Source organism: Pseudomonas sp. CM25 (assembly GCF_013179705.1).
In the GTDB taxonomy this organism is placed as follows: Bacteria; Pseudomonadota; Gammaproteobacteria; order Pseudomonadales; family Pseudomonadaceae; genus Aquipseudomonas.
Genome location: NZ_JABMCW010000004.1, coordinates 1 through 15380 on the forward strand (window position 1 = coordinate 1; position 15380 = coordinate 15380).

General features: G+C 63.4%; 14 protein-coding genes. 6 read left to right on the forward strand and 8 right to left on the reverse strand.

The window, feature by feature from the left end; all coding sequences use genetic code 11:
* A partial coding sequence (locus tag HP546_RS00855; protein ID WP_172218728.1) for a nitrite/sulfite reductase occupies nt 1–870 on the reverse strand: 870 nt, incomplete at its 3' end.
* A gap of 213 nt (nt 871–1083) precedes the next feature.
* Here HP546_RS00855 and HP546_RS00860 point away from each other — a divergent pair.
* Nucleotides 1084–2157, forward strand: coding sequence for an ABC transporter substrate-binding protein (locus HP546_RS00860; protein ID WP_172218730.1), 1074 nt, complete (start codon nt 1084–1086; stop codon nt 2155–2157).
* Nucleotides 2158–2535: 378 nt separating this feature from the next.
* Here the strand turns inward: HP546_RS00860 and HP546_RS00865 are convergent, their stop codons facing one another.
* Nucleotides 2536–2751: a DUF2970 domain-containing protein gene (locus HP546_RS00865; protein WP_043201995.1), complete on the reverse strand. Its 216-nt coding sequence runs from the start codon at nt 2749–2751 to the stop codon at nt 2536–2538.
* 171 nt (nt 2752–2922) lie between these two features.
* Nucleotides 2923–6630, reverse strand: a complete 3708-nt coding sequence (metH, locus tag HP546_RS00870) for a methionine synthase (protein ID WP_172218734.1) — start codon at nt 6628–6630, stop codon at nt 2923–2925.
* A gap of 175 nt (nt 6631–6805) precedes the next feature.
* On the opposite strand from metH, the gene HP546_RS00875 reads away from it, so the two are divergent.
* The 5 genes from HP546_RS00875 (at nt 6806) to HP546_RS00895 (ending at nt 12326) form a co-directional block, all read left to right on the forward strand.
* Entirely contained in the window at nt 6806–9106 is a 2301-nt protein-coding gene (locus tag HP546_RS00875; protein ID WP_172218806.1) for a fatty acid cis/trans isomerase, read from the forward strand.
* A 207-nt stretch (nt 9107–9313) separates the two neighbouring features.
* Entirely contained in the window at nt 9314–10348 is a 1035-nt protein-coding gene (locus tag HP546_RS00880) for an acyltransferase (RefSeq protein WP_172218735.1), read from the forward strand.
* A 58-nt stretch (nt 10349–10406) separates the two neighbouring features.
* Complete coding sequence (nfuA, locus tag HP546_RS00885) at nt 10407–10991, forward strand: Fe-S biogenesis protein NfuA (RefSeq protein WP_172218736.1); 585 nt, start codon at nt 10407–10409, stop codon at nt 10989–10991.
* Nucleotides 10992–11234: 243 nt separating this feature from the next.
* Nucleotides 11235–11843 (forward strand): SCO family protein, encoded by a 609-nt coding sequence (locus HP546_RS00890; protein WP_172218737.1) that lies wholly within the window; start codon nt 11235–11237, stop codon nt 11841–11843.
* A complete protein-coding gene (locus tag HP546_RS00895) occupies nt 11844–12326 on the forward strand; it encodes a copper chaperone PCu(A)C (RefSeq protein WP_172218738.1) in 483 nt (160 codons plus the stop codon). It begins immediately after the preceding gene.
* A 49-nt stretch (nt 12327–12375) separates the two neighbouring features.
* On the opposite strand, the gene HP546_RS00900 is transcribed toward HP546_RS00895, so the two are convergent.
* The 5 genes from HP546_RS00900 to HP546_RS00920 form a co-directional block, all read right to left on the reverse strand.
* Complete coding sequence (locus tag HP546_RS00900; RefSeq protein WP_172218739.1) at nt 12376–12603, reverse strand: hypothetical protein; 228 nt, start codon at nt 12601–12603, stop codon at nt 12376–12378.
* Nucleotides 12604–12677: 74 nt separating this feature from the next.
* Nucleotides 12678–13511: an AraC family transcriptional regulator gene (locus HP546_RS00905; protein WP_172218740.1), complete on the reverse strand. Its 834-nt coding sequence runs from the start codon at nt 13509–13511 to the stop codon at nt 12678–12680.
* A complete protein-coding gene (locus HP546_RS00910) occupies nt 13508–13822 on the reverse strand; it encodes an AzlD domain-containing protein (RefSeq protein ID WP_172218741.1) in 315 nt (104 codons plus the stop codon). The genes HP546_RS00905 and HP546_RS00910 overlap by 4 nt, the downstream gene beginning before the upstream one ends.
* Nucleotides 13819–14511 (reverse strand): AzlC family ABC transporter permease, encoded by a 693-nt coding sequence (locus HP546_RS00915; protein ID WP_172218742.1) that lies wholly within the window; start codon nt 14509–14511, stop codon nt 13819–13821. Before HP546_RS00915 ends, HP546_RS00910 begins: the two co-directional genes overlap by 4 nt.
* 96 nt (nt 14512–14607) lie before the next feature.
* Nucleotides 14608–15303 carry a sel1 repeat family protein gene (locus tag HP546_RS00920; RefSeq protein WP_172218743.1) on the reverse strand — a complete coding sequence of 232 codons (696 nt, stop codon included), beginning with the start codon at nt 15301–15303 and terminating at the stop codon, nt 14608–14610.
* Nucleotides 15304–15380 lie beyond the last annotated feature (77 nt).

The following is a 15380-nucleotide window of genomic DNA, read 5'->3' on the forward strand; positions in this document are numbered from 1 at the left end:
CGACACGCGCTGTACTTCAGCCTCGGTCAGGGTGGTGTCGCCGCCACGCAGGTGGACCATTTCGGCCTCGACCTTTTCGGCAAACACTTCCGGGGTAAGGGCCTTGACCAGGATCTTGATCCGCGCCTTGTACTTGTTGTCACGGCGACCGTAACGGTTGTACACGCGCAGGATCGCGTCCAGGTAGCTGATCAGGTCCTGCCACGGCAGGAACTCGTTGATGAACGAGCCCACCACCGGGGTACGGCCCAGGCCGCCGCCGACCAGAACACGGAAGCCCAGCTCGCCGGCAGCGTTGCGCACCGGTTCAAGGCCGATGTCGTGCACTTCGATGGCGGCGCGGTCTTCCTGCGAGCCGTTGATGGCGATCTTGAACTTGCGCGGCAGATAGGCGAATTCCGGGTGGAAGGTGGTCCACTGGCGGACGATCTCGCACCATGGGCGCGGGTCGATGATTTCGTCTGCGGCGACACCGGCGAACTGGTCGGTGGTGGTGTTGCGCAGGCAGTTGCCGCTGGTCTGGATGGCGTGCATCTGCACGGTGGCCAGCTCGGCGAGGATGTCCGGGATGTCTTCCAGCGCCGGCCAGTTGTACTGCACGTTCTGGCGGGTGGAAATGTGGGCGTAGCCCTTGTCGTAGTCGCGAGCGATCTTGGCCAGGGTGCGGACCTGGGTGGCGTTCAGCTGGCCGTACGGCACGGCGACACGCAGCATCGGCGCGAAACGTTGGATGTAAAGGCCGTTCTGCAGGCGCAGAGGGCGGAATTCTTCTTCGCTCAGCTCACCGGCCAGGTAGCGGCGGGTCTGATCCCGGAACTGCTTGACGCGGTCCTCGATGATCCGCTGATCGTACTCGTCGTATACGTACATAAAAGTCCTGTCTCAGGCATGCAGCTATTCGCGCGCACGGCCGCGCACTCCGGTACGGAGCGGGGGAAAGATAGCAGGTTGCGGTTATGCGCTAAAGTGATGTTTTAGCATATGAAAAGAACCAAATGGACTATGTGAGACTGACTGCCATTTGTGCGCCAGGCCAGCCCTGGCGGTTATAATCTGGCGTTTGCTTCGCAGAGATGTCAGCCCATGCTCAAGGCCTTGTGCCAAAGCTTTTGCCTTGCCGTGCCATTGGCGGCAAGCGCGCAGCCATCGGTGGTTTTCCTTAACCCGGGGCTGTCGAATGAAACGTTCTGGACCAGTTATGCCAGCTTCATGCAGGCGGCAGCGGATGAGCTGGGCATGACCCTGCGGATAGAATACAGCGAGCGCCGTGCCGACCTGGCCCTGACCCAGGCCAGGGCGATCCTGCAAGGCCCACAACGGCCAGACTATCTGGTGCTGGTCAATGAACAGTACGTGGCGCCCGAGATCATTCGCCTGTCGCGGGGCAGCGGGGTCAAGCTGTTTCTGGTCAACAACGGCCTGACCTCCAGCCAGGCGCGCAGTATCGAGGCCCAGCCCGGGAAGTACGCCGAGCTGCTGGGGTCCTTGACCGCCAACGACGAGCAGGCGGGCTTCCAGATGTTGCAGCAGATGGCCAGGCAGTTGCCGCGCGACAGCGGGCCGGTGGACCTGGTGGCGTTTGCCGGGGTCAAGACCACACCGGCCTCGCAGCTGCGCGAGGAGGGCATGCGTCGCGCCCTGGCCGACTTTCCCCAAGTGCGCCTGCGTCAGGTGGTCTACGGCGGCTGGAGCCGCCAGCGTGCCTACGAGCAGGCGCAGCAGTTGCTGGAGCGTTACCCGGCTACCCGGCTGGTATGGTCGGCCAACGACGAGATGGCCTTCGGGGCCATGCAGGCGTTCGAGGAGGCGGGGCGCAAGCCCGGCGGCGATGTGCTGTTCAGCGCCGTCAACAGCTCGCCCGAGGCCTTGCGTGCGCGCCTCGATGGCCGCCTGAGTGCGCTGATGGGCGGGCATTTCACCCTCGGCGGCTGGGCCATGGTGATGCTCCACGATGACGCCCTGGGGTTGGCGGTGAACCGCGACGGCCTGCGCGAGCACCGAGTGCCAGTGTTGCAGGCAATCGACCCGGCCAAGGCCAGACGCTGGTTGAAGCTGCTTGAACGGGCCGACTATGGCGTCGACTTCCAGCATTACAGCGCTGAAGGGCGGCCAGCGAGCTATCGGTATCCGTTTCTTGCGTCACCTGTCGAATATTGAAAGACCCTGCTTGAGGGAAGGGCATTGCTCGTCTTAACTGCTGGTGGTGAAGTGCATTCCCATAACCACTACAAGAGGCAATGCAATGGGAAACTCAACCAAGGTCCGCAAAGCTGACAGCAGTGTCGATGCCTGGGCGATCCTCTGTCTGATCGTTCTGGTTGTAGTGACCGCTGTGTATTGGGTCAGCCACCAGTGACTTGAAACTCAAGACCGTGATGCAGCCAAAGCGCCTGCGGGAGGGAATCTCGCGGGCGCTTTTATTTTGCCTGTCAGGGCCTCGTCGCCGGCAAGCCAGCTCCCACAGGTTCACCACAGGCCTTAAAAACTGTGGTGGGCCTGTGGGAGCTGGCTTGCCGGCGATGAGGCCCTTGCAGGCTAACGGGTAAGGTGCAGGGCAAGTTGCACCAGGCCGATCAGCACGGCAATGAACACCAGGGTGAACAGCGTCCCCAGCGCAATGAAATGGCTGGCTTTGCCGTGGGTAAAGTCGCGGGCGCGGTTCTTGCCGCTTTGCACGCCGAAGGCGGCGGCGAGGATGCTGTGCAGCATCTGCCAGAAGGTCGGGGGTTTGCCCTGGCTGGAATCGTCCATGGTGGCTCCTGAGGGAATCAGAGGCAATCAGGGACAGTGTAGGCAATTGACATGAGGTTGCCTGTGCCGGCCTATTCGCGGGTGAACCCGCTCCCACAGGGACCGCATTGCCCTTGAGGCCTGCGCCGTACCTGTGGGAGCGGGTTTACCCGCGAAGAAGCCAGCAAGGTCTTAGTTGTCGTAACCCAGGTTAGGCGCCAACCAGCGCTCGCTGACGCTGATGTCCTGCCCTTTACGCGCGCTGTAGCGCTCGATCTGGTCCTTGTCGACCTTGCCCACGGCAAAGTACTGCGCCTGCGGGTGGGCAAAATACCAGCCACTGACCGCCGCCGCCGGGAACATCGCAAAGTGCTCGGTAAGGAACACGCCGCTCGGGCCGGTCTCGCCGATGCCGGTGCCGTCCAGCAGGCGGAACAGGGTTTCCTTCTCGGTGTGGTCGGGGCAGGCCGGGTAGCCAGGGGCAGGGCGGATACCGCTGTACTGCTCCTTGATCAGCGCCTCGTTGTCCAGGTGCTCGTCGCGGGCGTAGCCCCAGTGCTCTTTGCGCACCTGCTCGTGCAGCCACTCTGCGCAGGCTTCGGCCAGGCGGTCGGCCAGGGCCTTGACCATGATCGAACTGTAGTCGTCGCCCTTGTCCTGGTAGGCCTTGGCCACTTCCTCGGCGCCGATGCCGGCGGTGGTGATGAACCCGCCCACGTAGTCGGTCACACCGCTGTCTTTTGGCGCGACAAAGTCGGCCAACGACCAGTTCGGTTTGCTGTCCGGCTTGATGGTCTGCTGGCGCAGGTGGTGCAGGGTGGCCAGCGCCTGGCCGTCCTCGCCATACACCTCGATGTCGTCATCTGCGACCTGGTTGGCCGGCCAGAAGCCGAACACTGCGCGGGCGCTGATCAGTTTTTCATTGATCAGCTTGTCGAGCATTTCACGGGCGTCCTGGTACAGCGCCGTGGCCGCCTCGCCGACCACTTCGTCGGTGAGGATGCGCGGGAACTTGCCGGCCAGGTCCCAGGAGATGAAGAACGGGGTCCAGTCGATGTACTCGGCCAGGGTGCGCAGGTCGATGTCTTCCAGCACCTTGACGCCGGTGAAGGAGGGCACCGCAGGCTGGTAGCCGGCCCAGTCGTACTTCGGTTTGGCGGCGATGGCCTGGGCGTAGCTCAGGCGCTCGGTGCGGGCGCTGCGGTTGGCGGTGCGCTCGCGAACTTCGACATAGTCCTGGCGGGTCTTTTCGACAAAGCCGGGCTTCAGCTCCCTGGACAGCAACTGGGTGGCAACGCCTACGGCGCGTGAAGCGTCGGTAACGTAGATGACTGCATCGTTGCTGTACTTGGGTTCGATCTTGACCGCCGTGTGTGCCTTGGAAGTGGTGGCGCCACCGATCATCAGCGGCAGCTGGAAGCCCTGGCGCTGCATTTCGCGGGCCACGTGAACCATCTCGTCCAGCGACGGGGTAATCAGGCCTGAAAGGCCGATGATGTCGCACTTTTCGTCGCGGGCGGTTTGCAGGATCTTCTCGGCGGGCACCATCACGCCCAGGTCGACGATGTCGTAGCCGTTGCAGCCCAGCACCACGCCGACGATGTTCTTGCCGATGTCGTGCACGTCACCTTTTACCGTGGCCATCAGGATCTTGCCCTTGGCTTCCGGCTTGTCGCCTTTTTCGGCCTCGATGAACGGGATCAGGTGGGCCACGGCCTGCTTCATCACGCGGGCCGACTTGACCACCTGCGGCAGGAACATCTTGCCTGCGCCGAACAGGTCGCCGACCACGTTCATGCCGCTCATCAGCGGGCCTTCGATGACCTCGATGGGGCGCGCGCATTGCTGGCGGCACTCCTCGGTGTCTTCGACGATATGCGCGGTTATGCCCTTGACCAGCGCGTGTTCCAGGCGCTTGCCAACCGGCAGCGAGCGCCAGGCTTCGTTCTCGACTTCCTTGGTGGCGCCGCCGCCCCGGTAGTCTTCGGCGATGGCCAGCAAGGCGTCGGTGCCTTCCGGGGTGCGGTTGAGCACCACGTCCTCGACCTTCTCGCGCAGTTGGGCCGGGATCTCGTCGTAGATCTCCAGTTGGCCGGCGTTGACGATACCCATGGTCAGGCCGTTCTGGATCGCGTGGTAGAGGAACACCGAGTGGATCGCCTCGCGCACCGGGTTGTTGCCACGGAACGAGAACGATACGTTGGACACACCGCCCGAGCTCAGGGCGTGGGGCAGATGATCGCGGATGTAGGCACAGGCTTCGATGAAATCGACGGCGTAGTTGTTGTGCTCCTCGATGCCAGTGGCGACGGCGAAGATGTTCGGGTCGAAGATGATGTCTTCTGGCGGGAAGCCCACTTCGTTGACCAGGATGTCATAGCTGCGCTGGCAGATTTCCTTCTTGCGCGCGGCGGTGTCGGCCTGGCCAAGCTCGTCGAAGGCCATCACCACCACGGCGGCGCCGTAGCGCTTGCACAGGCGGGCGTGGTGCTTGAACTGCTCGACGCCTTCCTTCATGGAGATGGAGTTGACGATGCCCTTGCCCTGGATGCACTTCAGGCCCGCTTCGATCACTTCCCATTTCGAGGAGTCGATCATGATCGGTACGCGGGAGATGTCCGGCTCACCGGCGATCATGTTCAGGAAACGCACCATGGCCGCCTGGGAGTCGAGCATCCCTTCGTCCATGTTGATGTCGATCACCTGGGCGCCGGCCTCGACCTGCTGCAGGGCGACTTCCAGGGCTTCGGTGTAGTTCTCTTCACGGATCAGCCGGGCGAACTTGGCGGAGCCGGTGATGTTGGTTCGCTCGCCGACGTTGACGAACAGCGACTGGCGGTCGATGGTGAATGGTTCCAGGCCCGAGAGGCGGCAGGCCTTGGCGATTTCCGGGATCTCGCGGGGCTTGTACCTGGCCACGGCCTCGGCAATCGCCTGGATGTGCCCAGGGGTGGTGCCGCAGCAACCGCCGATGATGTTGAGGAAGCCGCTGGCGGCGAATTCTTCTACTACGGCGGCCATTTCTGCCGGGGTTTCGTCGTACTCGCCAAAGGCGTTTGGCAGGCCGGCGTTGGGGTGGGCCGAAACGTGGGTGTCGGCCTTGGTCGACAGCTCTTCCAGGTAGGGGCGCAGGTCCTTGGCGCCGAGGGCGCAGTTCAGGCCCACCGAAATCGGCTTGGCGTGGCGCACCGAGTTCCAGAACGCTTCGGTGGTCTGGCCCGACAGGGTACGGCCGGAGGCGTCGGTGATGGTGCCGGAGATCATGATCGGCAGTTCGACGTTGTCGTCCTCGAACACCTGTTGCACGGCGAAGATCGCAGCCTTGGCGTTGAGGGTGTCGAAAATGGTCTCGATCAGGATCAGGTCGGCGCCGCCCTCGATCAGGCCACGGGTGGCCTCGATGTAGTTTTCCACCAGTTCGTCGAAGGTGACGTTGCGGTAGCTGGGGTCGTTGACGTCCGGGGAGATCGAGCAGGTGCGGCTGGTAGGGCCGAGCACGCCGGCGACGAAGCGCGGCTTGTCGGGGGTTTCCAGAGTCTTGGCGTCGGCCACCTGGCGGGCGATGCGCGCACCCTCGACGTTCAGCTCGTAGACCAGCGACTCCATGCCGTAGTCAGCCTGGGAAATCTGCGTGGCGTTGAAGGTGTTGGTTTCGAGAATATCCGCGCCGGCATCCAGGTAGGCCTTCTCGATGGCGGCGATCACGTCGGGGCGGCTGAGCAGCAGCAAGTCATTGTTGCCCTTGACATCGCTTGGCCAATCGGCGAAGCGCGTGCCACGATAGTCGTGTTCCTCGAGCCGGTAGCTTTGGATCATAGTACCCATGCCGCCGTCGAGGATCAGGATGCGCTCATTGAGTGCGTGCTGGAGTGCTTGGAGACGAGCGCTGCGGTCGGACATAGGAACTACCTGGTCGGGCAAATTTCAGAAGGTGCCGAATCATAACAAAGCTGCGCGGTTTTTAGGCGCATAGGCCATTTGCATGAAAACTGCTCATGTTGGTTTCATGCTGGCAAGAGCACCAGGGACGACCAGATAAATCGTGATTGCTTTCAAGAACCAGGACATTTCGCACATGGTGCATCGTTTTCTTGCTGGCGCCTTCGCCCTGTTGATCAGTGGCCTGGCGTTCGGGCAAGCCCCCCAGTCGAGCCCGGCCATTTCCTACACCCGGGACATTCAACCAATCTTCACCGAGAAGTGCGTGGCCTGCCACGCCTGCAACGACGCTGCCTGCCAGCTGAAGCTGGAAAGTCCCGAGGGTGCGCTGCGCGGTGCAACCAAGGTACCTGTGTACCAGGGTGAACGGAGCAAGGCGGTGCCCACCACGCGGCTGTTCTACGATGCCCACAGCGAAGGGGAATGGCGCAAGAAAGGCTTCTATTCGGTGCTCGACAACCAGGGCAGCCAGGCCGCCCTGATGGCGCGCATGCTGGAGCTTGGGCACAAGACCCCGCTTACGCCCAACGCCAAGCTGCCCGAGGACATCGTCCTGGGCCTGAACCGCAACAACATGTGCCCCTTGCCCCACGAATTCGACGCCTACGCTGGCGCCCACCCCAAGGAAGGCATGCCACTGGCGGTTACCGGGTTGACCGACCAGGAATACGACACCATGCGCCGCTGGCTGGCGGCCGGCGCGCCGGTGGAATATCAGCCGATCAAACCGAACGCGGCCGAGGCCCGGCAGATTGCCGATTGGGAGGAGCTGCTCAACCGCCCGGGTTCCACCGAGGCGCTGGTTGGCCGCTGGCTGTACGAGCACCTGTTCCTTGCGCACATCTATTTCGTGGGTGGCGAGCAGGGCCACTTCTTCCAGTGGGTGCGCTCGCGCACGCCGAGCGGCAAGGCGGTCGACCTGATCGCCACGCGCCGGCCCAACGACCCGCCAGGCACCGACTTCTATTACCGGCTGATCCCGGCGCAGGGGGTGATCGTGCACAAGACGCACATCACCTACCCGATGGGGCCGCAGAAGCTCAAGCGGGTCAAGCAACTGTTCTACGCCGGCGACTGGCATGCTGCTGCATTGCCGGGCTATGGCCCGCGTCACCGGGCCAACCCGTTCGAAACCTTCGAGGCGATCCCGGCAGTGGCGCGCTACCAGTTCATGCTGGATAACGCTGAATACTTCGTGCGCACCTTCATCCGTGGCCCGGTGTGCCGTGGGCAGATCGCCACGGACGTGATCCGCGACAATTTCTGGGCGCTGTTCCAGGAACCGGCGCATGACCGCTACATCACCGATGCCAAGTACCGGGGCGAGGCCACGCCGTTGCTGGCCATGCCCGGGCAGATCGATGATGTGGGCAGCGTGCTGGGCCTGTGGCATGCCTACCGCGACAAGCGCAACGAGTACGAGAAGCTGCGCCGTGAAGCCTATGCCGAAATGCCGGCACCGGGTTGGGCGACGCTGTGGGCCGGTAACGACAATGCACTGCTGAGCATTTTCCGTCACTTCGACAGCGCCGCGGTGAGCAAAGGCTTGATCGGCGATGTGCCGCTGACCATGTGGCTGTTCGACTACCCGCTGTTCGAGCGCACTTATTATCAGTTGGCGGTCAACTTCGACGTGTACGGCAATGTTTCGCACCAGTTGCAGACGCGCCTGTACTTCGACCTGATCCGCAATGGCGCCGAGGTCAACTTCCTGCGCCTGATGCCGGCCGATCAGCGCCAGGCAATCCTGAGTGACTGGTACCAGAACAGCGGCAAGGTGAAGATGTGGATGGATTATGAAAACATCGACACCGACACCCCGAGCGGCATCAAGCTCGACCCGCGCAACCCCAAGCGCGACTTTGGCCTGAAGCTGGTGGAGCGCACCGGCAGCCTGAACGCCGCGCCCGACCCGATCAACCGCTGCCAGGGTGCGTTCTGCTCACGGCCGCAGATGAACGAAGCGTTCCGCAATGCCGAGCAGTCGCTCAGCCGCCTGGTGTCGCGCCCGGCCGCAGGGCTCAAGGTGATCAATCAGTTGCCCGAGGCGACGCTGCTGCGCATCGAGGCGCCGGGCGGCCAGCGCCAGGTCTACAGCCTGCTGCGCAACCGCGCGCACAGCAACGTGGCGTTCCTGCTGGGTGAGGCGTACCGCTACCAGCCGGGGCTGGATTCCCTGACCCTGTACCCAGGCGTGCTCAGCAGCTACCCCAACTTCATCTTCAACATCCCGACCGACGATGTGCCGGAGTTTGTCGAAGACATGGAGTATGCCAAGGATGATGCGGCGAGATTTGAACGCATTGTCATGCGCTGGGGCGTGCGCCGTAGCCATCCGCAGTTCTGGCATTACTTCCATGACCTGAACAGCTTCATCAAGGAAACCCAGCCGGTCGAGGCCGGGGTGCTGGACATGAACCGCTACGAGAACCTCTGATCGGGGTGGCTGACCTTTCCGATCAACCTGCGGTCGGAAATAGTGGGTGGTCCGGGGGCTGCGCTGCAGCCCAATCGCCGGCAAGCCAGCTCCCACAGGGGCCGCGTTGCTTTCGGTTGACGCGGTCCCTGTGGGCGCTGGTTTGCTGGTGATGGAGCGCACTGCGCTCCCGAAGACCTCAATGCACCGGCAATTGCAGGGTATTCCATGCTGTATTCGCTTCAGGCACTGCGGGCGTTCGCCGCCTGGGTGGTGGTTTGCCACCATTTCATGCAGATATTCTTCGACTTCCACGCAACCGGCCCGATCGGCCAGTTGCTCACTGACCGCGGCGCTGTCGGCGTCGATATTTTCTTCGTCATCAGCGGGCTGGTCATCTACCTGTCGACCTGCGACAAAACCATCGAACCGCGCCAGTTTCTGCTCAACCGCGCCTTGCGCATCGTCCCGGCCTACTGGTTCTACACGGCGCTGATGGCGCTGCTGCTGCTGGCCTTCAGCCAGTGGATGCCACACCAGGAATTCGACTGGCATCACCTGCTTCTGTCGTTGCTGTTCATACCGGCGGAAAACCCCGGTGGCTATGGCCTTTACCCGACCTTGAACGTGGGCTGGACGCTGAACTTCGAAATGTTCTTCTACCTGCTGTTCGGCCTGGCCTTCCTGGTGCGTCAGCGTCATCACCAGTTGCTGGTGACCGCCTTGTTGTTACTGCTTAGCGAGGTCCTGGGTCGGCTGGGCCTGCTCAGCCACTTCTACAACAACGGCATCATCTACGAGTTTTTGCTCGGTATCGGCCTGGGTGTGCTGTACCGCCGCGGGCTGATCCGCCAGGGGCGCTGGCTGCCGCTGGTATTGCTGGCTGCGGCGGGCCTTGCCATCTATCACCTGGATGCGTCCCTGCGCCTGCTCCACTGGGGCGTGCCCAGCGCGATGATCGTGCTGGCATTCATTGCCCTGGAGCCGATGTTCCAGGGCAACCGGCTGCTCAAGGCTTTGGGCGATTGTTCGTACTCGGTGTACCTCATCCATGTGCTGGTGCTGTATGCCGGCTGGTTCGCCAGCCAGCGCCTGCACCTGAACCCCTACCTGGTGTTCGCCCTGTGCGTGCCGTCCATTGGACTAATGTCGTGGTTCAGCTACCAGTGGCTGGAACGCGGCCTGTACCGGCGCATGCAGGCGTGGCTGGCGGCGCCACGGGGGCAGGCCCCGGAATACGCGCTTTCCCGAGTCAAATACTAGGACTTTGTACAAAGGCCGGGTTGGCGTACACTTGGCCGCAAGTCTGTGAGGAACCTACATGAGCGCTATAACCATTACCGACGCCGCCCATGACTACCTGGCCGATCTGCTCTCCAAGCAGAACACGCCTGGCATCGGCATTCGCGTTTTCATCACCCAGCCGGGCACGCAGTACGCAGAGACGTGCATTGCCTACTGCAAGCCGGGCGAAGAAAAGCCTGACGACACCGCCGTGGGCCTGAAGAGCTTCACGGCGTACCTGGACGCGGTCAGCGTGCCGTTCCTGGAAGACGCACTGGTGGACTATGCCACCGACCGTATGGGTGGCCAGCTGACCATCAAGGCACCGAACGCCAAGGTGCCGATGGTCAACGAAGACAGCCCGATCAACGAGCGCATCAACTACTACCTGCAAACCGAGATCAACCCCGGTCTCGCCAGCCACGGTGGCCAGGTCAGCCTGGTGGATGTGGTCGACGACGGCATCGCCGTGCTGCAGTTCGGCGGTGGTTGCCAGGGTTGTGGCCAGGCCGATGTGACCCTGAAGGAAGGCATCGAGCGCACGCTGCTTGAGCGTATCCCGGAGCTCAAGGGCGTGCGTGACGTGACCGACCATACCCAGAAAGAAAACGCCTACTACTGATGCAGGCGCGGTTTGTGTGGGGTGGCCTTCAGCCGTGAAAAGCCGCCCTCACAAAGCCTTCCCTTAGCAACAAACTGTTACGGTTTCAACCCCTGCGACAACAGGCCGCAGCCCGTATTCAAAGGGCTGTAGCCCATCACCGCCATGGTCGGGTAGAACCCCTGGGGGTGTCATGCCAGAATGCCCCGGTTTTTCGGTCGGCCCGTCCCAAGGGTCGGCACCTTCCCTGTAAAGGATGGTTTCATGAATGATCTATATACCCGGCGCGCAGTTGTCGCCGGGATGGGCGTTCTCGGGCTTGGTTTGCTGGCTGGCTGCAGCCCGGCCCGGGGGCTCGACTTCAAGTACGGCAAGAACATGAGCAACGAAATCCTGGGGCGCAAGTTCAGCCTCAAGGACCCGCAAGGCAACGTGCGAACCCTGTCGAGTTTCTACGGCAGCATGCCGATGGTGTTCTTCGGTTTCACCCAGTGCCCGGCAGTTTGCCCGACCGCGCTGGCGCGTGCGGCGCAAATCCGCAAGTTGCTGCGCGGCCGTGACCGCGACCTGTTCCAGGTGGTGTTCATTACCCTGGACCCGGAGCGCGACACCCCCGAAGTGCTCGACGCCTACGTCAAGGCCTTCGACCCGTCGTTCACCGCGCTCACTGGCACCCCCGAGGAAATCGCTGCGGTGGCCAAGGAGTTCAAGGTGTTCTACGAAAAGGTCCCGGCCGGCGATACGTACACCATCTCTCATTCGTCCACCAGCTACGTCTACGATACGCGTGGCACCCTGCGCCTGAGCCTGGGCCATTCCCTGAACGCCAAGGAATGCGCCGAAGACCTGGTCACCTTGATGGAGATCTGCTGAATGTCGATGCAACCGATAAAACGCGGCCTGGCTGCCCTGGTACTCATGGGCCTGGCCCTGCCGGCCCTGGCTCAGACCACTGTGAGCGATGCCTGGGCGCGTGCCAGCGTGCCGCACCAGCAGTCCACCGGTGCCTTCATGACCCTGACCGCCAGCAGCGACAGCAAGCTTGTGAGTGTGGCTTCGCCCGTGGCCAAGACCGTGCAGGTGCACGAGATGACCATGAACGGTGACGTGATGGGCATGCGTGAGGTAAAGGCCGTGGAACTGCCGGCCGGCAAACCGGTGACCCTGGACCCGAATGGCCTGCATGTGATGCTGATGGGCTTGAACGGCCAGGTGAAAGAAGGCGACAAAGTGCCGCTGACCCTGACCATCGAAGATGCCACTGGGGCCAAGGAAACCCTCGACGTACAAGCCGACGTGCGTCCGCTCAACGCCGACGCTGGCGGTGGGCATGACCACATGCACATGCAACACTGACAGACCAAAGGGCCGCATTTAGCGGCCCTTTTCTTTTCAGCTGCGGCGCTCAGCTGCGAAAGCGCGGCAGCGGCCTGTCGAGTGTCAGCGAGGTCAGCGTTTTGCGAACCTGGGCCTCGTCGGCCTCCAGCGCCCTGAGGCTCGCGCGGATCTTGCCGGCGGCGGGCACATCGCCCTGCCGGTCGATCCAGTCGGCAATCTCCTTGCAGGCGCTGCTCAGGCAGGCTTGGCGCTGGTTCATCAGCGACAGCAGGGTGGTGAACTCTCTTTCGGACATGGCAGGATCCTCCATTCAGCCCTGTCAGTGTAGCAGCGCCTGAGCAGCTTGCCTGAGGCCGGGTGCCGCACCCTTCATCCGGGCAGGCAGGCACTGCGGTAGGCCCCGGGCGTCACCCCGTATGCCTGTTTGAACTGCCGGCTAAAATGGCTTTGGTCGGCAAAACCCAGGTCGAACGCCACCTGCGCGGCGGCCAGCCCACGCTTGAGCATTTCCCGGGCGCGCGCCAGGCGCCGCTGCTTCAGCCAGGCATGCGGCGGCAGCCCCGTGGCCTGGCGGAACACCCGGGCGAAGTGGAACGGCGACAGATTGACCGCCGCTGCCAGGGCCTCCAGCGAAGGCGGGTCGGCCAGCTGGGTTTCCAGTAATTCCCGGGCGCGGGCCACGGCCAGTGGCTCGTGGCCGGGGGCCGCAGGTTCGGCGCACTGCCCGTGCCGTTGCACCAGGGCAAGCACCGCCTGGCGCCAGGCGGTCTGTTGCTGCAAGGCGCTGGCGCCGCCTTCGGACAACTGGTGCAGTTGGCTGAAGGCGAGGGCCAGGGCGGGGTCGTGAATCACGCTGTCCTTGAACCCTGGCATGCCGTGGCCGCCCAGTTCCAGCTCGTCGAGCACGCCGGTGACGCGCTGCTGCTCGGGGTAGAAACCGCGATAACGCCAGCCTGCTTCGTGGGCGGTCGCGCCGGTGTGCAGCTCGTCAGGGTTGATCAGCACCATGCTGCCGACCGGTGCCAGGTGCTCGCTGCCACGGTGCCAGAAGCGCTGGGCGCCCGATTCGATCACGGTGAACACATAGCCTTCGTGCACATGGGGGGCGAAGCGCTGCTGGAAGTAGCGCGCGTGCAGCATCTCGACGTGGCCTAGTGCCGGCGCCTGCCACAGGTGTGTCTGTTCGCGCAGGCGCGTGCTCATGCCAGCCAGCTGCGCAGGAAGAAGAAGATCAGCATGCTCGCCAGCATGCTCAGCAACACGCTGCGGGTCAACAGTACCAGCGCAATCGCTACCAGTGAGCCCAGCAGGTAGGGGTTGAGCAGGCTCAGGTCAAGCTGGTGGTCGGGCATGAAGATGATCGGGCCGCAGATGGCGGTGAGCATGCCCGGCACTGCAAAACCCAGGAACTGCCGGGCATTGGAGCTAAGGCGCAGGGGCAGGCGCGGCTCCAGGAACGCATAGCGGTTGAGGAACACGATGGCGCCCATGGCAAAAATCAGGATCCAGGTCATGCGCGTGCTCCGGCAAATTTCTGGCAGACGAAACCGGCGCTCATGCCCAGCAGGCCTGCGGCCACCAGGGCGGTTTCCCAGTGCCAGTAACTGAACAGCACCGAGCAGAACAGCGATACCGCCACACACACCAGCGTGGCCAGGTTGCGCACCAACGGTGCAATCAGGGCGACGAAGGTGGCAACGATGGAGAAGTCCAGGCCGTACTGGTCCAGGTGCGGGATGTTCTGGCCCAGCAAGATGCCTGCCAGGGTGAACAGGTTCCAGGCCACGTAGAAGGTCAGGCCCACGCCCAGGGCGTACCAGCGGTTGAACTGCTGCTGGTCGTAATGGCTGGTCAGGGCAAAGAACTCGTCGGTCAGCAGAAAGCCCAGGCCCAGGCGCCAGCGCAGCGGCTGGCCGGACAGCAGCGGACGCATCGAAAGACCGTACAGCAGGTGCTGCGAGGTCAGCAGCAGGGTGGTCAGCAGGATCGACGCCAGGTTGGCGCCGCCCTTGAGCATGCCGATGGCCACCAGCTGCGCGGCCCCGGCGAAGACGATGGCCGACAGCCCTTGGCCCTGCCAGGCGCTGAGGTTGGCCTCGATGGCCATGGACCCGGCCAGCAAGCCCCAGGGGGCGACGGCGAGGGACAGCGGCAGGATGGCGATGGCGCCGTGGAGAAAGGCTTGGCGGGCGATGTGGGGCATGATGGCTGCAATGCGTGGACGTGGTAGAGCAGCATGCCAGACGGGGCAGGGCATGGCTTGAACGATCTTGCTGCTGCAGGCGTGTGAGGTAGCCGTTCAGGGGCGGCTGGTGAGCTGCCGCTGCGCCGTCACGCAGCCGTTGGTGTCCACCGCCTTCTGCAGCAGGCTCTGGCGGTGCTGCGGGTCGAGGTCACCGAGCAGGCGGTACAATTCGGCCTGATAGTCACGCTGGCGCCCCCACAACATTTCCAGACCTTGCGGACGGCTACGGTTGCAGACAAGACGCGGCGCCGGTTGCGGGTAGTAGGCAGCGTACACGGTGGCCATGTTGGGGATAGCTTCGAGTGCTGCGCGGTACTCGCTGCTGGCGTTGTAGGGCGCGCACCACGTGGCGATGGCGGGCGCCGGTGCGGCAAAGCCCTGCTTGAGGCTGGCTTCGAGTAATGGGCAGGCAGCATCGGCGATTTGCCCGGCGGGCAGGTAAGTCATGTAGTACAGCGCCAGGCGGTACTGCGCGACCGGATGGCCCAGGTCCACCGACTTTTTCAGTAAGGCGACCGCTGTCGGCAAGGTGTGCGCCAAGGCCTGGCCCTGGCGGCTGAGTTCGGGGTCGCCGCCTATGGAGGTGCGCAGCGTGCTGGCGCCGTCTTCCTGGTTGTCGGCCTGCTCCAGCAGCGGCAAGGCCTGACGGTACAGCAGGTCGGCATGTGGGTCGATGTTCACCTCCAGCGCGTGCCCGGCCAGCGGCATCAGCGCGACCAACAACGGGAGCAGGCTACGCGTGCGGCTCACGGGCGCACCCTATGGGCGAGCATAGGCGGGTGGACGGCTTCGATGTTCATGGCGGTCAAGCGTGCGCCTCGGGCAGA